Below are 20433 nucleotides of genomic sequence, written 5' to 3' on the forward strand. Positions count from 1 at the left end.
CATAACAGCCGCCCACCCGGCAAGCACCCATCCCGCTCCGCTTCGCTACGCGGGATGCTGCCGCGCGTCTGCCTGCGGTTCGATTTTCGAGTTAGGGGGTGGTGCAGGGGTGGGTGTTGATGGTGCAGGCGGTGGGGGCGGAGTTTACGCCGACGCCGTCGACCCGGAACCGGAAGCTCACCGAGCCGCCGGCCGGGGCCGGCGCGGTGTCGGTGGCCGGCACGAAGGTCCAGGTGGTGCCCTCCTGTGTGGACTGTGCGCCCACCACGTCGCGGACCGTCATCCCGGCCCGGGGCAGGGTGATCGAGACGGTCCAGCGGTCGACCGGGGCCCGGTTCGGGTTGTCGATCGTCACGGTCGCCCGGTAGCCGAGCAGCGACGGCTCCTCGACGGTGTAACTCGCGGTCAGCGGGACGGTCGGCGGCGCGGGCGGCGGTGCCCCCGGCGACGTACCCGGACCCCTCGTGGTCCCCGTCCCCGCCGGGGGTACGGCCGGCGGGGCAGCCTCCGCGCCGGGCTGCCCGGTGCGTACGGCGGGCGGACTCGCCCCGTTACCCGGGGTGCCGGGCGCGGGGCTGCCGTCGATGCCCTGCTCGGCCGGGGGTGCGACCTGCAACGGCGTCTCCCGTTCGGGCGTACGCAGGACGAGCGCGAGGAGCAGGACGAGGGCGCCGAGCACCGCCGCCGCCCCGGCGACAAAACCGACCCCGACCGGCCAGCCCACGCGTGGGGACCGGTCGGGGTGCCGCCCGTCCGGCCGGTTGCCGGCCGAGCGGCTCGCCGCCGGGGCGAACAGGTTCCGTACGGCCGTGGCCGAGTCGAGCACGGTGTCGAGGATCCGTACCGCCAGGGTCCGAGGTGGATTGTTCCGAACCGGCTGCGGTGGTTCGGCCTGTGACGCCTGGTCGTCGTTACCCGACGGCCGGTCGTCGTCTTCCGGTGGACGGTCCGGTGACCCGAGTCGAAGGTCCCCGGTCTGCTCGTCCGGATTCACGCTCCGTACCCCATCTCGATGCTCGTCGACCCGTTCACTCGTTCGTGGTCTGCTGGACCGCCGACGCGGGTTCCAGGTAGACCGGTAGGTGGTGGTGTGCCTGTCCGGCGAAGAGCGCCACCTCGTACGCGACGTCACCGACCTCCACGTCACCATCGAACCGTACGGTCAGCACCGCGCCGCCGCGAGTCGTGGCGATGAACAGGTACGCCCGCCGCATCTGCACGATCACCTGCCGTACGCTGCCGGTCTCGGTCTGCCGTCCGGTTGCCACGGCCAGCGCGTGCAGTCCGGCCGTCACGCTCGCGACCTGGTCGGCGAGCTCGTCGTCGAGCTGGCCGGAGGCGGCCAGCGGTAGGCCGTCGGGGGAGAGCACCATCGCCAGGTCCGCCCCGTCGACCCGGTTGACCAGGTCGTCCAGGAGCCGGGTCAGGTTGTCGGTCGCGACCATCGGGGAAACCACTCGTCGTTGTCCTCTCACTGCCGTCACCCGGCATCAGTTGTCTGTCATCCGTACGTCGGGGCACTCACGACAATGGTCGTTTCGGCCAGGGGGTGGTCGCCGATCCGTTGCCGGCCCGTTCGGCGGCCAGCATCCGGAGCCGGTTGAGCAGTTCACTGCGGTTGGCGCAGTTGAGCCGCTGGCGCATCCGGGCCACGTGGTGTTCGACCGTCTTGGCCGAGATGAAGAGCCGGTCACCGATCTGTTTGTAGGTCAGTCCGGCCAACACGAGGTCGGCCACTTCCTGCTCCCGGTCGCTGAGCCGGCTCTCGGTCGGGGCGCCGACGGCGTCCGCGACCGGTGCGGTCGACGAGCCGGCAGCCGGGGCCGCTCCCTTGGGGCCGGCCGGTCGGCCCTGCAACATCCGGGCGCAGTCGAGCAGGGCCGTCATCGCCCGCCGGTCCGCTGTCCGGATCGCCGCCTGACCGGCCAGGCGAGCGCCGTCCCAACCGAGCCCGGCGTCGTGCAGACCGCGCGCGGCGGCCTCGACCCGGACCGGGTCGACCGTCCCACGGAGCACCTCCACCCAGCTTTCGGAAGCGGCTGCCATCACGGAAGAGTAACGGCTGTGGCTCGAATTGGCGGCCAACGCGGCGACGTGTTCATCGGCGATCGTAGGAAGTTCGGCGATGATCGCGGCGTGCAACCCGTTCCACCGCAGGGGCGTCGCCCAGAGCGCCGGGTTGCCGAGCCGGTCGAGCAACGCGTACGCCTCGCGCAGGTGCTCGTCGAGCCGACCCAGCTCGCCCAGCCGGGCCGCCGCGATGGTGATCTCGCCGAGCGGGAGGAAGCTGAACAGGTCCACCGGGTGCCGGACCAGTGCCTCGCGCGCCTGCCCCCAGGCGCGTTGCACCGCCGGCAGGTCGCTGTCACGCCGGGCGATGCCCATCTCCAACGCGCTGGCGAAGAGCAGGTCCCGGGGCTCGAGCGGGCCGGAGATCCGGTGCAGCGCCTCGCTCGCCATCGCGGTCCGGCCCCGGACCATCATGATCCAGGCTTGGAGCAACCGGTGCCGGCGGGACATCAGCGCACCGCCGAGGTCGGCGGCGATCGCCCGGTCGAGCACCCGCTCGCCGATCTCCAGTTCGCCGCAGTGCAGTGCCACCAGCGCCGCGAGCGCCGCCGGGCTGTCCGGCAGCAGTACCGTACGACCGGCCGGCTCCAGCAGCGCGGCGGCCTGCACCAGAGTGGACAGTGCCGTCGTCGGCGGCCCGTCCAGGGTCTCGCGTACGCCCCGGGCGGTCAGCAGCGCGGCGCCGGTGAGCAGGGTCGGCGGGCCGTCCGTCGACGGCCGGACGGCCGGCGCGTCCGGTTCGGCGGGCGCTCCGGTGCCGATCGCGCCGATCGCCGCGAAGGCGGGTGCCGACGGGGCGTCCGACCAGCGGTAGAGCTCCGCGCCCCGGCCGAGCTGCCCCCGGTGCACCAGCGCCGTGGCGGCCACCGTGGCTCCGTCGCGCCGGTCGTCGGCGTGGTCGGCACCGACCAGCCGGTCGGCCAGCCGCAGGGCCGAGTCGAGGTCACCGGCGAGCGCGGCGGCGTACGCCTGCCGGCCGGTGGTGGGACGGCCGGCGGCTGCCGCCGCGGCGAACAGGTCGGCGGCGAGCGACGGTTGTTCGGGTAGCGCCTCCTCGGCGGCGGCCTCGATCGTGGCGGGGTCGCACTCGCCGCCGACACCCGGCGTGAGCAGCGCGCGGACCAGCGGCAGCACCGGCCCGCCGCGCCCGCGTTGCAGGTCCGCCAGTCGTTGCCAGACCGCGATCCGCTGGCTGGCCGGGCCGAGCGTGGTGACCGCCCGTTCGACGATCGGTGGCAGCCGGTCGTCCGGGCCGAGCAGGCCGGTGGCGCGTGCCGCCGCCAGCGTCTCGTCCACCCCGTCCGGGTCCCGGTCGAGCAGGGCGCCGAGCAGGTCGACCGGGAGCGGCACCCCGGTCGCGACGGCCAGCAGCAGCCGCCGTACGTCGACCGGCAGGTCGGTGACCTCGGTGCCGAACGTCAGCACCGCCGACCGGGGCAGCCGGTAGCCGCCCGTGGCCCCGTCCGGATCCGGGCGCACCGCCGCGACCAGGCGTTCCACGGATCGGGGTACGCCGCCGGTCTGCCCGTGCACGAAGCTCACCAGAGCCGGTTCGGGCGCCCGACCGTACACGGCGGCCAGCCGGGCGGCGGTGCGCCGCTCGTCGTACGGGGCGAGCAGCAGGGGCTGCCGGTCCCGGGAGAGCAGTTCGGTCAGCTCCACCAGGGCGGCCGGTCGGGGCCACGGCCGGTAGGCGACCACGGTCCGGGCCGGTACGCCGCCGAGCCGCTGGCGTAGTTGCCCCAGCCGGTCGGCGTCGAGCAGGTGCGCGTCGTCGACGAGCAGTACGGCACCGGGTTCGGGGGCGGGGCCGTGCTCCGGCCAGCCCTCGGCCACCGGGTGCCCGGCCCGCCGGTACGCGCCGGCCAGCTCGTGCAACAGGGCGGTCTTGCCGTGGCCGCCGGGGCCGGCGACGGCGAGCGCCAGCGGGGCGTGGGGATCCGCGTCGACCGCGTCCAGCAGCGCTGAACAGGGTCCGTCCAGCTCGAGTTCGGTACGGATGGCGGTGTGCGGACTCAACGGTGTCCTCTCGAGGAACTACGACCGGGGCGCTGGTCGGCCAGGTCGCGTCCGGTGCCGGACGACTCGGTGCGTCCGGTGGTGCGCAGCCCCGTACCACGGGGTTTCGGCAGGTTCAGCGGGGTGATCCGGATCGGGGGGCGGGGCGGCGGTTCGGTGCGGGCGTCGGCGCGTACCAGGTCGCCGGCGGGTGGCCGGGGCGTGGTCGGGCCGGAGCGGGTCCACTCCGGATCGGGGTGGGCCGGGGCGGGGCCGGGTCGGCCCGGCCCGGTGGCGCCCGGGTGCGGGTCGGTGGGGCGGTGCTCCGGCGGGCGGGGCGCCGGGTGGGTCGGCAGCAGGATCTGTCCGGCGGCGACTGCGGCCCCGGCCGCCGCGCTGGTCTCCGGGTCGGCGCCGACCGTGACCAGGCCGGGGAAGTGGGTCTCGACCAGCTCCGCGACGAGCGGCGTACGGGCCCAGTCGCCGACCAGCAGCACGCCGTCGAGCTGCCCCGCCGGCAGTCCGCTGGCCCGTACCGTCTCGACCAGGGTCTGCACGGTCAGTTGCACGGCGGGGCGGACGAGTTCGGTGAACCGGTCCCGGGTGACCGGCACCCGGATCGGCCCGTGCGGCAGGTGCAGGCGTACGTCGGTGTCGGTCGCCACGGCCAGCCGTTCCCGGGCCCGCGCGCACTCCTTGGGCAGCCCGAGCAGCGCGACGCGTACCCGTGGGTCGTCGAGCTGTCGTGGGCCGAGTTGCCGGCCGAGTTCGGCCCGTACGTGGTCGCCGAGCGCGGCGTCGAGGTCGAGCTCCGGGCCGCCGTACGCGTCGCCCTCGCCGGCCGAGGCGAGCACGGTGAAGCCGCCGGCGCGGGCCCGGCCGACCACGCTGGTGGTGCAGCCCCGCTCGGTCAGCGAGTGCACGGCCAGGGTGCGTCCGGTGAAGCCGGTGGCGACGTGACTCTCCGCCGAGGTGATCGCCTCGGAGAGCAGGGTGACGTCGCCCAAACCGAGTTCCCAGAGCGCCGCGTGCAGCAGTCCGCGTCGGTGCCCGCCCCAGCCGGCGGGGTGGCTCAGCACGATCCGGTCCGGTGGCCCGCCCTCGCGGGTCACCACCTGCTCGACCATCCAGCCGGCGAGCGCGGCGGTCAGCGCCGGGGCGGCGTAACTCTCCCCGCCGACCAGCAGCGGCACCGGGTCGCCGACCCGGGCGACGAAGTCGCGGGCGATGTGGCCGGGGTCGACCTGACCGCCGGCCTCGATCGGGTCGCCGACAGTGAGGGCCCCGTTCGCCGCCAGGTGCAGCACCGGCGGCACGGTGGGGGAGTGCGGGGTGAGCCAGGCGACCTCGGCCGGGCTCCAGGTGTTGTCCCAGAGTCGGGCGACGGCGGCGGTGGCGCGGGTGCCGCCGATATCGATTCCGAGGACGTACGCCATCGCACCTTATTCCTTCACCCGATTGCCCCGCAGGGCCCTGCCCGGCCCTTGGGGGCCGCTACCGATCGCCCCCCGAGGGGGCCCCGTACGGACTCCTCCTTTCGTACCAGAGATCCCTCCACCAATGGGACCCTAAATCTGACGGGACGGACTCCCTATGCCCCTAACCGTCGGGGTGAGTTCTGCCCTAGTCGGGCTCCCCGCAGGACGGGGATCCGTCCCCGATGTCCGGTACGTCACCCGGACCCTACTGTCGTTGTCAGGTCCGGCGCCCCCGTTCGCCGGACCGTCCGGCCCCCCGCCCGATCGAGGAGAACTCTCCACCATGGACGCCACCCAGAACCTGCACGACTTCGTACTGAACCTGCTCACCGACGTCGACGCGCGGTCGGCCTTCGAGCTGGACCCCGAGGCCACCCTGGCCGAGGCCGGACTCGGTGACCTCACCCCGGCCGACGTGCAGGACGTCATCCCGTTCGTGGTGGACACCGTGCCGCTGCAGGGCATCACCGCGCTGGCCCCGGCCGGTGTCGGGGAGATCGGCCTCGGCGCGCTCGACACCGGCGCGCTCGGCGTCGTCGGCCAGCTCACCTCGGTCGCGGACCAGCTCACCTCGGCCGGCTACAGCAACACCATCGACGTCAACGCCTCGGTGCTCGGCGCGATCACGGTCGACCCGACCGGCCTCGGCGCGGCTGCCTCGGTGGTGCCCGGCATCGGTGCCGCGGTCAGCCCGGCCGGCATCGCCACCGACCTCTCCGGGGTCAACGACGTCGCCGACAGCCTGGACCTGGGCGTGGTCAACACCTCCGGCGTGACCGGCGTGGTCGGCACGGTGGAGAGCGTCACCAACGACCCGACCGGCGCGGTCCTCGACGGCACCGCCACCGACGGCCTGCTCGGCACCGCCGACTTCGCGGTCAACACGGTGACCGGCCTCACCCACTCCCTCGGGGTGGCCGACTCGCTCGACGTCGGTGGCCTGACCAACGGCCTCACCGGCGGGCTCACCAGCGGCCTCGGCGACGTGCCGGTGGTCGGCGACGTGGTTGACCCGCACGGCGCGGTCGGCTCGGTCACCTCGACCGTCGGCAACACCCTGGACGGTGTCGGCCTCACCGGTGACCTGGGCCTGGGCGCCGGCGCGCACGCCACCACCGACGCCCACGGCGGCGGCCTGCTCGGCGGCCTCACCGACGGCCTGCTCTGATCCGGCTGCGCCGCGGCCCGGGGGTGGGCGCGGCGCGGCGACCGGGCCGGAGTCCGGGCCCCGCTGCGGTGGGTCCGGCCTCCGGCCCCTCCCCGATACCGCGGGTGGCCACACCTTTCACCGGGTGTGGTCGCCCGCGGTGCCGGTGGGACGCCCCTTTGATAATCGCGTCGAAATCGGCACACTTGGTGCGTGATGACGCCGATTTGGCTTGACGTGCTCGACGAGACCAGCCGGCTCTGCGCGGCGCACGGCCGTACCGACCTGGTCGACTCGGTACGTCGCAAGCGGGTGCAGTTGCTCGACCCGGGGCTCCGGGTGCTGGTCATCGGTGAGCCGAAGCAGGGCAAGAGCCAGCTCATCAACGCACTGATCAACGCGCCGGTCTGCCCGGTGGGTGACGGCCGGACCACCGTGGTCCCGACGGTGGTCCGGCACTCCCCGCAACCGACCGCGACCCTGGTCCAGACCGCCGTGCCGGCGGCCGGACGACCGGCCGCCGAGGCGGCCGTCCCGGCGCAACGGCTGCCGCTGCCGATCGAACAGGCCGCCGCCCGGATCAGCACCGCGGTCGCCCCCGGCTCCGCCGCCAGCGGCACCCACGTCGAGATAGGAGTGCCGCGCGGCCTGCTCGCGAACGGTCTCACCCTGGTCGACACCCCCGGCGCCGACGGACCGGACCAGGCCGGGGCGACCAACGCGTACGCGGCCCTGGCCCGCCCGGACGCGGTGCTGCTGGTCTCGGACGCGACCCGGGAACTCTCCGTCGCCGAGGTGAACCTGCTGCTCCAACTCGCCCACTCGCACCCGAACGTGATCGTGGTGCAGACCAAGATCGATCTGGTGCCGGACTGGCGTACCGTGGCCGAGCGCAACCGGCAGCACCTGGCCAGCGCGGGCATCCCGGCGGCGCTGATCCCGGTCTCGGCCGCGTTGCGCCTGGCGGCGGCGAAGACCGACGACAAGGTGGTCAACGCCGAGTCCCGGTTCCCCGAGCTGATCGGTCGGCTGCTGCGGGACCAGAACAGCAAGTCCGAGGTGCTGGCCCGGTCGGCGGTCGCGCTGCTCAGCCGTACGGTGATCGAACAGCTCGCCGCGCCGCTGCGGGCCGAGCTGACCTCCGCCCCCTCCGGTGACAACACCGCCGCGATGGGTCGGCTGAAGGCCGCCCAGCGGGAGGTCGACGAGTTGCGCCGGTGCAACACCCGGTGGCAGAACACGCTCAACGACGAGATGGCCGACCTGCTCTCCGACATCGAGTACGACCTGCGCGACCGGACCCGCAAGATCCTGCGCCAGGTGGACGAGGCGTTCGAGACGGCCGACCCGCAGACCGGCTGGGAACCGTTCCAGCGGTGGCTGGAGGAGAACCTGGTCGAGGCGGCCGAAGCGAACTTCGTCTGGCTGGCCCAGCGCTGCGACTGGATCGCCGGAGAGGTCGCCGCCCAGTTCACCCGGTACGGCCAGGACGCGCTGCCGGACTGGTCGGTGCAGGTCCCGGCCGACCTGGCAGAACGGCTGCCGGTGCTGGAACAGCCGCCGATCGAGCGGTTCACCCCGACCCAGAAGGTGGTCACCGCACTGCGCGGCTCGTACGGCGGGGTGTTGATGTTCGGCCTCGCCACCAGCCTGGCCGGCATGCCGCTGATCAACTTCGTCTCGCTCGGGGCCGGCGCGCTGTTCGGCGGCAAGAGCATCCGGGACGAGAGCAAGTCCCTGCTCAAGCGCCGCCAGCAGGCGGTACGGGTGGTCGCCCAACGGCACGTCGACGACTTCTTCCTGCGGCTGAACAAGGACTGCCGGGACACCGCCCGACGGGTCCAGCGGATGCTGCGCGACCACTTCGCCGGGCTGACCGAGGACCTCCAGGAGGCGATCGTCGCGTCGCTGCGTACGGCGAAGCAGTCCGCCGACGCCGACGCCGCCGTACGCGACCAGCGGCACCGCCAGATCGAGCAGGAGATGCGCCGGCTGGCGGTCCTCTACGAACAGGCCCAGCAACTCGCCTCGGGCCGGAGCCCGGCCGGGGCGTCCCCGCTGGGCGGGCAGCCGTGACCGGTTCCGCCCGGCTGCACGAATCCGTACCGGCGCTGCTGCACGAGGCACTGACGCTCTACTGGGACAACCCGCGCGCCACCGAACGGCTGCGGCACTACCTGGACCGGTTCGACGAACCGCTGCGGATCGCCATCGCCGGCCCCTGGCGGTCGGGCAAGTCGACACTGCTCAACGCCATCCTGGGGGAGGAGGTGGCGCCGGTCGAGCCGGCCGACGGCGGGCCGCTGCACACCTGGTACGAGGACGGCCCGGAACCGGGCGCGACCGCGTACTCGGCCGAGGGGTCCGCCTGGGAACTGCCGGTGGTCCGCTCCACCGGGGCGCTCCGGGTGGAGCTTGGCGGCTGGCGATCCACCCAGGTCAGCGAGGTGGTGGTGCGCTGGCCGACCCGGGTGCTGCGACACACCACGCTGATGGAGATGCCGGCCGTGTCGCCGGCCGAGGAGGGCGACTCGCCGACCGCGACCAAGGTGGTCCGGGACGCGGACGCGGTGCTCTACCTGACCCGGGACGGGCGCGACACCGACCTGCGGTTCCTCCGGGCGCTGCGCGAGGGGGTGGTCGGCCGGTCCGCGCCGGTCAACACCCTGCTGGTGCTGGCCCGCGCCGACGAGTTGGGCGGCGGCCGGGTCGACGCCCTGGTCACGGCGAAGCAGTTGGCCCGCCGGCAGGCCCAGGACCCGGGGGTGCGACCGCTCTGCATGGGCACCGTGCCGGTGGCCGGACTGGTCGCGCTCGCCGGCCGGGTGCTCGGCGAGACCGAGTTCGCCGCGCTGCTCCGGCTGGCCGAACTGCCCAAGGACGAGTTGGCCACGGCGCTGCTCTCGGCCGACCGGTTCGTCGAGACCCGGTTCACCACCGGCCGGGGCACGGGCGGGTCGCACGCCGCCGTCGACCACGCACCGGTGCCGGACGCGGCGCTGCGGCGGGCGCTGCTGGAACGGTTCGGCCTGTTCGGGCTGCGGCTGGCGACCACGCTGATCCGCACGGGTGCCACCACCCGGGCCGGTCTCGCCGCCGAACTGGTCCGGCGCAGCGGGCTGACCGATCTGCGCGAGTCGATCGCCCGGTACTTCACCGACCGCCGCGAGGTGCTCAAGGCCCGCTCGGCGCTGGCCGCGCTGGAACGGGTGCTGCGTACCGACCCCCGACCCGGGGCGGCCGACCTGCACACCCGGATCGAGCAGGTGCTCGCCTCGGCGCACGACTTCCGCGAGCTGCGGCTGCTGGCCACCCTGCGCGACCCGAGAACTAAACTCGACGCGGAGCTGGCCGCCGAGGCGTACCGGCTGGTCGGTGGGAACGGCACCAGCCTGGCGGTACGACTGGAGCTGGAGCAGGACGCCGACGCCGGGCAGCTCTGGGAGCGGGGTGTCGACGCGCTCTACCGCTGGCAGGCGCAGGCCGAGGACCCGCTGCTGCGGCCGGACCAGCGGCAGGTCGCCCGGGTGGTGCGGCGCAGCGTCGAGGGGATGCTCGCCGAACTGCGCGCGGGCTGGTCACTACACTGAGCGAGCCCTGGCGCCGCCGCCGTTGCCCGCCTGCCAGGGGTCGCCTCGGACGGAGTTCTCCATGCTGACCATGCAAGATGCCCTGGCCCGCCTGACGGCGTACTGGTCGGAGCAGGGCTGCCTGACGGTCCAACCGATGAACACGGAGGTCGGCGCAGGGACCCTCAACCCGGCGACCTTCCTGCGGGTCCTCGGCCCGGAGCCGTGGCGCACGGTGTACGTCGAGCCCTCCGTCCGCCCGGACGACTCGCGGTACGGCGAGAACCCGAACCGGCTCCAGACGCACACCCAGCTCCAGGTGATCCTGAAGCCGGAGCCGGGCAACGCGCAGGAGCTCTACCTGGGCAGCCTGGCCGTGCTCGGCATCGACGTGACCGCGCACGACGTGCGGTTCGTCGAGGACAACTGGACCGCCCCGGCGCTCGGCGCGTGGGGGCTGGGCTGGGAGGTCTGGCTCGACGGCCTGGAGATCACCCAGTTCACGTACTTCCAGCAGGCCGGCGGGGTCAACCTGGACCCGCCCGCCGTGGAGATCACGTACGGCATCGAGCGGATCATCATGGCGTTGCAGAACGTACGCCACTTCAAGGACATCACCTACGCCCCGGGCGTGAGCTACGGCGAGGTCTTCGGCCAGGCCGAGTACGAGATGTCCCGCTACTACCTCGACGACGCCGACGTGGCCGCCAACCGCCAGCTCCTGGAGCTGTACGCGACCGAGGCGCAGCGGATGATCGACGCCGGCCTGCCGGTGCCCGCGCACACGTACGTGCTCAAGTGCTCGCACGCGTTCAACGTGCTCGACTCCCGGGGCGCGGTCTCCACCTCCGAGCGGGCCGCCGAGTTCGCCCGGATGCGCCGGATGGCCGGTGAGGTCGCCCGGCTCTGGGCCGCCCGTCGGGAGGAGTTGGGGCACCCGCTCGGTGTCGCCGGATCGGCCCCGGTCGCCACCGCCCCGGCCGCCACCCCGACCGAGGGGACCGGCGCCCGGCAGCTCGTGTTCGAGATCGGCACCGAGGAGATGCCGCCGGCCGAGGCGCGCGCCGCCCGGGAGCAGGTCCGGCGGGAGCTGACCGAGCGGCTGGCCGGCACCCGGCTGACGTACGGGTCGATCCGGGTGCTGGCCAACCCGCGCCGGCTGGTGGCCGTGGTCGACGAGGTGGCCGCCCGCGAGCCGGACCACGTCCGTACGGTCAAGGGCCCCAAGGCCGCCGCCGCGTTCACCGCCGACGGGCAGCCCACCCCCGCCCTGCTCGGCTTCGCCCGCTCGCAGAAGGTCGAGGTCGACGCGCTGGAGCGGGTCGACTTCAACGGCGTGGAGCATCTCGCCGTGCTGCGCCCCGAGGCCGGACGCGACGCCACCGACGTGCTCGGCGACGTGCTCGCCAAGGTGGTGACCGCGCTGCGCTCGGCGAAGAACATGCGCTGGAACGACCCGACGCTGGCCTTCACCCGCCCGGTCCGCTGGCTGCTCGCGCTCTGGGGCGACCAGGTGGTGCCGGTGGCGGTGTCGTCGCTGGTCGCCGACCGGCAGACCCGGGTGCACCGCAACGCGCCCGCGCCGACCATCCCGGTCGCCTCGGCCGAGTCCCACCTGGGCATCCTGGCCGACGCCGGCATCGTGGTCGACCCGGACGAGCGCCGCCGGCTGATCGTCGACGGGGCCGAGCGACTCGCCGCCGAGGTCGGTGGCCGGCTCGACACCGACGCCGAACGGTCGTTGATCGACCAGATCCTCTACCTGGTGGAACAGCCGACGCCGCTGCTCGGCCGGTTCGACGAGAGCTACCTCCGGCTGCCGGAGGCGATCCTGGTCAACGTGATGCGCAAGCACCAGCGCTACCTGCCGGTGCGCGACGCCGACGGCAAACTGATGCCGTACTTCGTCGCGGTCGCCAACGGGGCCGTCGATCCCGACCTGGTCCGGGCCGGCAACGAGGCGGTGCTCCGCGCCCGGTACGAGGACGCCGCCTTCTTCTACCGGGCCGACCTGCGCGTGCCGCTGGTCGAGATGCGGGAGAAGCTCGCCCGGCTGACTTTCACCGACAAGCTCGGCTCGATGGCCGATCGGGCCGACCGCATCGCCGAACTCGCCCGCGTGCTGGCCGCCGCACTGGATCTGGACCCGGCCGAGGTGGCCACCCTGCACCGGGCCGCCGCGCTGGTGAAGTTCGACCTCGGCGCGCAGCTCGTCACCGAGATGACCAGCCTGGCCGGGGTGATGGCGCGCGACTACGCGCTGCACGCGGGCGAGTCCGAGGCGGTGGCGCAGGCCGTCTACGAGGCCGAGTTGCCGCGCGCCGCCGGTGACGCGTTGCCGCAGTCGCCGGCCGGGGCGCTGCTCTCCCTCGCCGACCGGCTCGACCTGGTCGCCGGGCTTGCCGCCACGGTCGGGCTGCCCACCGGCAGCAGCGACCCGTTTGCCGTACGCCGGGCCTTCCTGGGCCTGCTCGCCGTACACCGGGCCCACCCGGAGCTGCACGGCCTCAGCCTGACCGAGGCCCTGGCGGCGGCGGCCCGGCGGCAGCCGGTGCCGGTCGACCAGGCGGTGCTGGCCGGCGCGGCCGAGTTCCTGACCCGACGCCTGGAGCAGTTGCTCACCGAGGAGGGACAGCCGGTCGACCGGGTACGCGCGGTGCTGCCGCACGCCGACCGGCCGGGACTGGCCGACAAGCTGCTCGGGCAGCTCGACACCCTGGTCAAGGACGAACGGTTCCGGGCGTTGGCCGAGGCGATCCAGCGTCCCCGCCGGATCGTGCCCGCCGGCACCGAGGCCGACTACCGGCCGGGTGCGCTGGTCGAGCCGGCGGAGCTGCGGCTGCACGAGGTGCTGACCGAGGTGCGTGGTCAGTGGGACGGTGCGCCCGACCTGGAGCGCTTCGGCGAGGTGGCCGGGGGGATCGTCGACCCGGTGAACACGTTCTTCGACGACGTGTTCGTGATGACCGACGACCTCGACCTGCGCGCCGCCCGACTCGGCCTGCTGGCGACCGTACGTGACCTCGGTGCCGACCTGCTCGACTGGGAACACCTGCGGATGTGACGGGTCGTCACGACTCGTCACCCGTGGTGACCGTGGTGAATGGCGTATCGCGTTCAGGACGTACATGGAATTTCATGTAGCCACACGAAATTCCATGTACGGATTTCGCGCATCACACCGTCGCGGCAGCGCCGACCTCGTGGTGTCCCGTACCGGCGACCGTTCGATCGCCCGGTCGCCGGTACGGGTACCGGCTGGCCGCCCCGGCGCGGCTGCCGGTCCTGTCGCCCGCAAGAGTCGGCTGGTGTTACCGCGCGGCGCGCTTGGCCAGGCCGCGCGGCGGGGCCTTCATCCCGACCACGATGTCGACGATCTGGATGTACCGGGCCTTGGCGCCCATCCGGAAATCGGTGGCCGCCGCGTGGATCTCCTCCAGGGTGTCCGCCTCCACCATGGTGACCTGGTCGTAGCGGGCGTCGACGCCGCTGCACACCACGTGGGTCAGTTGTTTGGCGTACTTCCCCATCTCCTGGGCGTGCCCGGCGGAGACCTCGTGGATGCCCTCGCGACCGAGGGCGAAGTACTCGGGGCTGATCTTCATGAACAGGAACGCGACGTACTTGTTCTTGTCCGCCAACTCGTGCATCTCACTCCCAACCGAAACATTCGATGGGTAGTTGGGTAATCACCGTGAGTTTATGGTTCGCGACAGATCGTCAGTTTGAACTGTCCGCTGGCCGACTCAACCCACCCGCTGCGGCACGGCTCAGTCGGGCAGGGTTCGGGCGGCGATCGCCGAGGCGGAGATGGCGGCCGGAAAGCCGGCGTAGAAGGCGACGTGGGTGAGCAGCGCGGCGATCTCGTCCCGGGTCACCCCGTTGTCGATCGCCCGGTGCAGGTGCTCGGGCAACTCGTCCGGCCGGTACAGCGCCGCCAGTACGGCGACCGTGGCGATGCTGCGGTCACGCGGGCTCAGCGCCGGATCCGTCCAGACCTCGGAGTAGAGCGGGTCACCGACGAGTTCCATCAGCCGGGGCGTGAAGGCGTGCGCCGGCTCGAACGGCGGCGGGTTGGGCGTACCCATCATGATCCTCCCGCGACGGCCTGGACGGCGGCGACCGGGGTGGTCACGCCGGCCAGCGCGCGGCGTTCGATGCTCTGGGCGAAGAGCGGGGTCTCCCGGCTGTTGTGGTCGGCCGAGGCGACCTGGCGGGTGGCGGCGGCCTGTTGCAGGGTGATGCTGTGCAGGTCGATGAAGTCGAGGAACTCGGCGGTGGTCAGGGCGACCACGCTGTTGGTGTACTCGCAGCGGCCCTCGTCGATCGGTTTGACGCTGAGCTCCCAGATGACCCTGACCTTGGTACGCCCCTGCGGCGTGTAGACGTCGGAGAGCGACACCATCCGGCAGTGGTGCGGTCCGACGACCTCGCCGACATAGTGCTGGACGACGAGCCCGTCCCCGATCTGCTCCACGTTGATCGACATCGGTCGCCCGTCGTCCGTGGTGGTGTAGCCGGCGGCGATGTGGTCCGGCGGGGCGCAGCGCTGGTATTCCGCCTCGGGCAGGTTGAACAGCCAGCCCGCGATGTCAACCCTCTCCATCGGGGCGTTGATCACGGCGTGGTAGGTGGATTCGGACAGTTTCTGTTCGTCGGGCACCGCACCCTCCTCGCCGTGATGGGCTGGGCGGACAAACCCAGCCGTCCCTCGGATGATGGCAGCCCGAGCCGACCCGGCGGGCCGGATCGGCCGGTTCAGTCGAGCAGGCGGCGCTCCCAGGCCCAGGCCGCGATCTCGACCCGGTTGCGGGCGCCGAGCTTCGCCTGCACGCTGCCGAGGTGCGTCTTGACCGTGCCGATCGCGATGTAGAGCCGGGCCGCGATCTCGGCGTTGGTCAGGCCCCGGGCGGCGAGCTTCACCACGTCGAGTTCCCGGGGTGACAGCCCGGCGTCGTCCCGGGCGGGTGCCGGGGGGCTGAGGTGTTCCAGCAGCCGTACGGTGATCGACGGGCTGATCAGCGCGTCCCCGGAGACGGCCGCCCGGACCGCCTCCACCAGCAGCGCCGGGCCGGAGTCCTTGAGGAGGAAACCACAGGCGCCGTTGCGCAGCGCCGTGTGCACGTACTCGTCCAGGTCGAAGGTGGTCACCACGACCACCCGGATCGGGTCGACCACGCCCGGCCCGGCCAGCAGTCGCAGCGCCTCCAAGCCGTCCATCCGGGGCATCCGGATGTCCAGCAGGGCCACGTCGGGGCGTACCTGCCGGGCCAGTGCCACCGCCGCCACCCCGTCGGCGGCCTCGCCGACGAGTTCCATGTCCGGCTGAGCGCCGATGATCATGCCAAAACCCGTTCGGACCATCGCCTGGTCGTCCGCGATCATCACCCGGATCACCGGGCCGTCACCTCCTGCCGCAGCGGTAGCACCGCGTCGACGATCCAGCCGCCGTCGACTCCCGGGCCGGCGGAGAACTGCCCGCCGACGGCCCGGATCCGTTCGGTCAGGCCGACCAGACCGTACCCGTGGTGTCCGCGCGGCCCGGTGTGGCGCGGCGCCTCACCGTCGTCGGTCACCCGGACCACCAGCCAGTCCGGCGTACGCCGGACCGACACGTCCACCAGCCGGGCACCGGACGCGTGCTGCCGTACGTTCGTCAGCGCCTCCATCACCACCCGGTAGCCGGAGGTCGACACCTCGACCGGTATGCCGTCCAGCGGCCCGTCCACGAACAGCCGGGCGGTCGGCGTCGCCGAGTCGTTGAACCGGGCCAGCAGCGGGGTCAGGTCCGCCACCCCGGCCAGCGGGGCCAGCGGGGCGTCCGGCGCGGCCTGCGGGTCGCGCAGGATGCCCACCATCCGCCGCATGGCGGTCATCGTCTCGGCGCCGGCCCGCTCGATCTGCTCCAGCGCGAGCAGCGTCCGCTGCGGGTCCTGCTCCGCGACAAACCGGGCACCCTGCGCCTGCACCACGATCCCGGTCACGTGGTGTGCGATGAAATCGTGCAGGTCACGGGCGAACTCGGCGCGCTGCTCGGCCCGTACGGTGGCCACCGCCCGCTCCCGTCCGTTGGCCAGCAGCCGCAGGTACGTCCCGGCGGCGGTCGCGGCGGCACCGCAGAGGGCGAGGAAGAGGCCGGCGATGACAAAGGCGTTGCCGGTGGTACTGCGCAGCGGCAGCAGGACCAGCGCCAGGCCGGTGCCGAGCACCCCGGCCAGCGCCCAGCCGGCCGCCCCCCGGCGGGAGACCACGAAGATCACCCCGAGCAGGCCGCAGGTCTCGGCGAAGCCCCAACTCGCGGCGCCGAACTCGGGCAGGGGAACGGCCCTGGTCGCCAACGTCAGCAGGGTCGACACGGCGGCGAGCACCAGCGCCGCCCTCGGCAGGCGTTTCGAGCCCTGCGGGTGGGCGGGCAGCCAGACGACGACGGTGGCCACCGCCATCGCCACCCGGACCAGGGTCAGCAGGCCGGTGTTCGACGACCCCTGGCCCATGCCGACGGTCAGGTCGAAGAGCCCGAGCAGGGCCATCACGCCGAGCGCGGCAAGCTGGCCCAGGCGGAACCACAGGTGGGGGAATCGGGGGGTCGTCATCGTGACCCAGCGTAGCCAGTGCGCGGCGGTGCCAGATCGGCCGAAAGTCAGAGGCGGGGCGGCGGGAACCCGGCCGTGGACCGATGTGCCAGTGGGCACCGGACGACGAAGCTTCCTGCGGAGTTGTTGAGTATCCGCTGGAGGATCGATGAGTTCGCGAAACCACCCCGCCGCACCCGCGTCGGTGGACCAGTCCCAGGCCGCCGTGGCCGCGGTCGACCTGGTCAAGGTGTACGGCACCGGCGACACCGCCGTACGGGCGCTGGACGGCGTGACCGTGGGGTTCGGCCGGGCCGAGTTCACCGCCATCATGGGGCCCTCCGGTTCGGGCAAGTCCACCCTGATGCACTGCCTCGCCGGTCTGGACACCGCCACCTCGGGACAGGTGCTGCTCGGCGGCACCGACCTGACCCGGCAGTCGGACCGGGCCCTCACCACCGTACGGCGGGAGCGGATCGGGTTCGTCTTCCAGTCGTTCAACCTGTTGCCGCAGCTCACCGCCGCGCAGAACATCACCCTGCCGCTGGACCTGGCCGGGCAACGGCCGGACCGGGAACTCCTCGGACACCTGGTCGGGGTGCTCGGCATCGGGGACCGGCTCGCGCACCGGCCGAGTGAACTCTCCGGCGGGCAGCAGCAGCGGGTGGCGCTCGCCCGCGCCCTGGTCTCCCGCCCCGAGGTGGTCTTCGCCGACGAGCCGACCGGCAACCTCGACTCCCGTTCCGGTGCCGAGGTGCTCGCCTTCCTGCGCGACTCGGTACGCGACCTCGGCCAGACCATCGTCATGGTGACCCACGACCCGACGGCCGCCGCGTACGCCGACCGGGCGGTGCTGCTCGCCGACGGCCGGATCGCCGGCGACCTCGCCCACCCCGACCACGGCTCGGTGACCGAGGCCCTGCGCGAGCTGGCGGTGGCCCGATGAGGGCACTGCTGCGCACCCAGTTGGGTGGGGTGGCCCGCCGGCCCAGCCGGTTGCTCCTGACCGGCCTGGCCATCCTGGTCGCGTCGTTTGTCGTCTTCGCCGGGGTGCTGACCCAGCAGATCGTGGCCCGGACCGTGCTCGCCACCGCCGCCACCACCCCGGAGGCGACGGACCTGGTGGTGGGTGACGCCGACGCCGGGCAGGGCACCACCACGGCGGTGCTCCGCCAGGTACGCGAGCTGCCCGGGGTCGCCGAGGCGGTCAACCGGATCGAGAGCGGGGTGATGATCGGCGAGTCGAACGGCGACTGGCTCGGCCTGTACGGCGACCCGGGCACCGGCCCGCTCTCCCTGGTCACGCTGACCGCCGGCAGCTACCCGGACGCGGCGGACGAGATCGCGGTGAGCACCCGTACCGCCCAGCGGATGGGTCTGGCCGTCGGCTCGGTCACCAGCGGACGGGTCGATTCCGAGGCCGCGCCGGTCAAGCTGACCGTCACCGGTCTGGTCGAGGGCGACCGCGACTGGGGACGGGACGCGTACGCGCCCGACACGTTTGTCTCCGCGTTCGCCAAGACGGACTTCGTGCCCCAACTCGATTTGCGCCTGGCCGACGGCGCGAGCCTGTCGGCCGTACGTCAGCAGGTGGAGGGCCTGGTCGCGGCCGCCGCGCCGGCCGCCAACGGGCCCGCCGAGCCCCCGAAGGTGCGTACCGGTGCGGAGGTCCGGAGGGCCGAGGCCCAGCGGGCGGTCGACCAGCTCAAGGTGGTCTTCGCCCTGGTCGGCATGTTCGTCGCGATCGCGGTGGCCGCCGCCGCGCTGGTCGCGACCTCGACCTTCCGGATCGTCTTCGCCCAGCGGATGCGGCAGCTCGCGCTGCTGCGCGCGATCGGTGCCGGTCGGGGTGGGCTGAGCCGGGCGCTCGCCACCGAGGGGGCGCTGACCGGGCTGGTCGCCGGGACCGTCGGCGTCGCCGTCGCGCTCGGCTTCGGGCACGCCCTGCCGTTGGTGCTGCGGGCGTTCGGCCTGACCGTCGCCTCGCCCGGATTCCCGCTGCTGCCCGCGCTCGCGGTGCTGGCCGGCGCGACCCTGATCACCCTGCTGGCGGTGCTCGCACCGGCGTTCTCCGCCGCGCGGGTCGCCCCGCTGGAGGCGCTGCGGGCGGCGAGTGTCACCTCGGGTCGGCGCGACATCGGGCTGGTCCGGCTGGTGTTCGGCCTGCTGCTCGCCGCGCTCGCCGGGCTGGTCGCGTTTGTCGTGGTCAACCGGCTCCCGGGTCCGGAACCCAAGAACTACGACCCGATGCCGGTCCTGCTCCTGGTGGTGCTCTCCGGCGCGCTCGCCTTCTTCGCCCTGGTGACCCTGGGACCGGTGCTGGTACGCCCGGTGCTGGGCGCGGTGGGCTGGCCGCTGCGTCAACTCGGTCCGGTCGGGCGGCTCGCGGTCGGCGGGATCGGCGGCGCACCCCGGCGGGCCGCCGCGGTCTCCGTGGTGGTTGCCCTCGGCGTGACCCTGGTGGCCGGGGTGCTGGTCGGTGGCGCGTCGATGCGGGTGGTCGCCGAACGGGAGCTGGCGCTCAGCGCACCCGCCGACTTCGAGCTGGCGGCGGGCGACGGCGCGACCGTGCCGGCGGCGATGGTCGACGCTGCGCGTGGGCGCGGCGAACTGGCCCACGCAACGCCGTACCGTCGGCTGAACGAGCTGACCATGACCCGGGGCGGCGCCCCCGTTGGTGACCCCGCCTGGACCTACGGCGCCAACGACCTCAACATCAAGGCGTTGCCGGAGTTGGGCAAGCTCGACGTACGTTCGGGCGGGCTGGACGACCTCGGACCGGGACGGGTCGTGCTGGCCGGCTTCCTCACCTGGGACAGCGGTATCAAGGTCGGCGACCAGCTCGTGCTCGGCCGGGAAGAGCGCAAGGTCGAGGTACGGGTCGCCGCGATCCTGCCCGCCGAGACGCCGCTCAAGTCCGACCTCCTGATGGACCCGGCCGACCTGGACCGGCTCGGCGCCCCGGCCACCTACTCCGGACTGCTCGTCGACGCGGCCGGTGCCGGCGAGGACGGGCGCAACGCGGCGCAGAAGGCGCTGCGCCAGGTGACCGGGGGCGTCGACGGCATCGGCCTGGTCGTGCTCGCGGACCAGCGGGACGAGGTCAACGGGATGGTCGACGCCATGCTCGGGGTCGCGGTCGGCCTGGTCGGGCTGACCGTGCTGATCGCGGTGGTCGGTGTCGGCACCACCACCGCGCTCTCCGTGGTGGAACGGGTACGCGAGTCCGGCCTGCTACGCGCGGTCGGCCTGTCCAGGGGCGGCCTGCGGATCATGCTCACCGCCGAGGCGGGCCTGTACGGCGTGATCGGCGCCACCCTCGGTCTGCTGCTCGGCATCCCGTACGCCTGGCTCTCGGTCGAGGCGCTCGGCGCCAACGCCCCGCTGGCCCTGCCGGGGCTGCCGCTGGTCGTGCTCTTCGTGGCGCTGGTCGCGCTGACCGCCGTCGCCGGGGTGCTGCCGGCCCGCCGCGCGTCCAGGGTCAGCCCGGTCACCGCCCTCGCCGTCGACGCCTGACCGCCGTCACCGTTCCGTTCGAAGCGTGCCGGCACCTCCGACAGGGAAGTGCCGGCACGCTCGGACGATCGTTGCCCGAGGAT

15 protein-coding genes and 1 pseudogene are annotated in these 20433 nt (G+C 73.3%); 7 read left to right on the top strand and 9 right to left on the bottom strand.

The annotated features are described in order from the left end of the window. Positions 1–91 precede the first annotated feature (91 nt). From ACI2K4_RS15775 to ACI2K4_RS15790, 4 genes are all read right to left on the bottom strand, one after another. Positions 92–994 carry a cellulose binding domain-containing protein gene (locus ACI2K4_RS15775; RefSeq protein WP_404511882.1) on the bottom strand — a complete coding sequence of 301 codons (903 nt, stop codon included), beginning with the start codon at positions 992–994 and terminating at the stop codon, positions 92–94. A gap of 34 nt (positions 995–1028) precedes the next feature. Further along, complete coding sequence (locus ACI2K4_RS15780) at positions 1029–1445, bottom strand: roadblock/LC7 domain-containing protein (protein ID WP_404511884.1); 417 nt, start codon at positions 1443–1445, stop codon at positions 1029–1031. Between the two features lie 76 nt (positions 1446–1521). Beyond that, on the bottom strand, positions 1522–4089 hold the full coding sequence (locus ACI2K4_RS15785) for a LuxR C-terminal-related transcriptional regulator (protein WP_404511886.1): 2568 nt from the start codon (positions 4087–4089) through the stop codon (positions 1522–1524). Next, positions 4086–5504, bottom strand: a complete 1419-nt coding sequence (locus ACI2K4_RS15790; RefSeq protein WP_404511888.1) for an Hsp70 family protein — start codon at positions 5502–5504, stop codon at positions 4086–4088. Before ACI2K4_RS15790 ends, ACI2K4_RS15785 begins: the two co-directional genes overlap by 4 nt. A gap of 325 nt (positions 5505–5829) precedes the next feature. Here ACI2K4_RS15790 and ACI2K4_RS15795 point away from each other — a divergent pair, with 325 nt between their 5' ends. The 4 genes from ACI2K4_RS15795 (at position 5830) to ACI2K4_RS15810 (ending at position 13326) form a co-directional block, all read left to right on the top strand. After that, positions 5830–6714: an IniB N-terminal domain-containing protein gene (locus ACI2K4_RS15795; RefSeq protein ID WP_404511890.1), complete on the top strand. Its 885-nt coding sequence runs from the start codon at positions 5830–5832 to the stop codon at positions 6712–6714. Between the two features lie 195 nt (positions 6715–6909). Further along, positions 6910–8769 carry a dynamin family protein gene (locus ACI2K4_RS15800; protein ID WP_404512947.1) on the top strand — a complete coding sequence of 620 codons (1860 nt, stop codon included), beginning with the start codon at positions 6910–6912 and terminating at the stop codon, positions 8767–8769. Then, positions 8766–10283 carry a hypothetical protein gene (locus ACI2K4_RS15805; RefSeq protein ID WP_404511892.1) on the top strand — a complete coding sequence of 506 codons (1518 nt, stop codon included), beginning with the start codon at positions 8766–8768 and terminating at the stop codon, positions 10281–10283. Before ACI2K4_RS15800 ends, ACI2K4_RS15805 begins: the two co-directional genes overlap by 4 nt. A gap of 61 nt (positions 10284–10344) precedes the next feature. Further along, the gene (locus tag ACI2K4_RS15810) at positions 10345–13326 is read left to right on the top strand and encodes a glycine--tRNA ligase (RefSeq protein ID WP_404511894.1); all 2982 of its coding nucleotides are present in this window, start codon (positions 10345–10347) and stop codon (positions 13324–13326) included. 247 nt (positions 13327–13573) lie between these two features. Here the strand turns inward: ACI2K4_RS15810 and ACI2K4_RS15815 are convergent, their stop codons facing one another. The 5 genes from ACI2K4_RS15815 to ACI2K4_RS15835 all read right to left on the bottom strand — a co-directional run bounded on the left by ACI2K4_RS15815 (position 13574) and on the right by ACI2K4_RS15835 (position 16855). After that, positions 13574–13912, bottom strand: coding sequence for a hypothetical protein (locus ACI2K4_RS15815; protein ID WP_404511895.1), 339 nt, complete (start codon positions 13910–13912; stop codon positions 13574–13576). Between the two features lie 120 nt (positions 13913–14032). Further along, entirely contained in the window at positions 14033–14353 is a 321-nt protein-coding gene (locus ACI2K4_RS15820; protein ID WP_404511897.1) for a carboxymuconolactone decarboxylase family protein, read from the bottom strand. Next, positions 14350–14925: a hypothetical protein gene (locus ACI2K4_RS15825; protein WP_404511899.1), complete on the bottom strand. Its 576-nt coding sequence runs from the start codon at positions 14923–14925 to the stop codon at positions 14350–14352. Before ACI2K4_RS15825 ends, ACI2K4_RS15820 begins: the two co-directional genes overlap by 4 nt. A gap of 95 nt (positions 14926–15020) precedes the next feature. Next, positions 15021–15659 carry a response regulator gene (locus ACI2K4_RS15830; protein WP_404511901.1) on the bottom strand — a complete coding sequence of 213 codons (639 nt, stop codon included), beginning with the start codon at positions 15657–15659 and terminating at the stop codon, positions 15021–15023. Beyond that, entirely contained in the window at positions 15656–16855 is a 1200-nt protein-coding gene (locus tag ACI2K4_RS15835) for a sensor histidine kinase (RefSeq protein ID WP_404511903.1), read from the bottom strand. The genes ACI2K4_RS15830 and ACI2K4_RS15835 overlap by 4 nt, the downstream gene beginning before the upstream one ends. Positions 16856–17003: 148 nt before the next feature. Between ACI2K4_RS15835 and ACI2K4_RS15840 the strand changes: the two genes are divergently transcribed. The 3 genes and pseudogenes from ACI2K4_RS15840 (at position 17004) to ACI2K4_RS15850 (ending at position 20350) form a co-directional block, all read left to right on the top strand. Further along, a complete protein-coding gene (locus ACI2K4_RS15840; protein ID WP_404511905.1) occupies positions 17004–17780 on the top strand; it encodes an ABC transporter ATP-binding protein in 777 nt (258 codons plus the stop codon). Positions 17781–18565: 785 nt separating this feature from the next. Further along, a pseudogene (locus ACI2K4_RS15845) lies at positions 18566–18907 on the top strand (FtsX-like permease family protein); the annotation flags it as partial. A gap of 1050 nt (positions 18908–19957) precedes the next feature. After that, positions 19958–20350 (top strand): ABC transporter permease, encoded by a 393-nt coding sequence (locus ACI2K4_RS15850; RefSeq protein ID WP_404512948.1) that lies wholly within the window; start codon positions 19958–19960, stop codon positions 20348–20350. The last annotated feature ends 83 nt before the right edge of the window (positions 20351–20433 follow it).

Origin of the sequence: Micromonospora sp. NPDC050397 (assembly GCF_044901685.1) — a bacterium.
In the GTDB taxonomy this organism is placed as follows: domain Bacteria; phylum Actinomycetota; class Actinomycetes; order Mycobacteriales; family Micromonosporaceae; genus Micromonospora_G.

Coding starts and splice junctions, on each gene's coding strand:
- ACI2K4_RS15780 (WP_404511884.1), bottom strand. CDS start 1,445: ATGGTCGCGACCGACAACCTGACCCGGCTCCTGGACGACCTGGTCAAC.
- ACI2K4_RS15840 (WP_404511905.1), top strand. CDS start 17,004: ATGAGTTCGCGAAACCACCCCGCCGCACCCGCGTCGGTGGACCAGTCC.
- ACI2K4_RS15800 (WP_404512947.1), top strand. CDS start 6,910: ATGACGCCGATTTGGCTTGACGTGCTCGACGAGACCAGCCGGCTCTGC.
- ACI2K4_RS15790 (WP_404511888.1), bottom strand. CDS start 5,504: ATGGCGTACGTCCTCGGAATCGATATCGGCGGCACCCGCGCCACCGCC.
- ACI2K4_RS15795 (WP_404511890.1), top strand. CDS start 5,830: ATGGACGCCACCCAGAACCTGCACGACTTCGTACTGAACCTGCTCACC.
- ACI2K4_RS15810 (WP_404511894.1), top strand. CDS start 10,345: ATGCTGACCATGCAAGATGCCCTGGCCCGCCTGACGGCGTACTGGTCG.
- ACI2K4_RS15820 (WP_404511897.1), bottom strand. CDS start 14,353: ATGATGGGTACGCCCAACCCGCCGCCGTTCGAGCCGGCGCACGCCTTC.
- ACI2K4_RS15835 (WP_404511903.1), bottom strand. CDS start 16,855: ATGACGACCCCCCGATTCCCCCACCTGTGGTTCCGCCTGGGCCAGCTT.
- ACI2K4_RS15850 (WP_404512948.1), top strand. CDS start 19,958: ATGCTCGGGGTCGCGGTCGGCCTGGTCGGGCTGACCGTGCTGATCGCG.
- ACI2K4_RS15815 (WP_404511895.1), bottom strand. CDS start 13,912: ATGCACGAGTTGGCGGACAAGAACAAGTACGTCGCGTTCCTGTTCATG.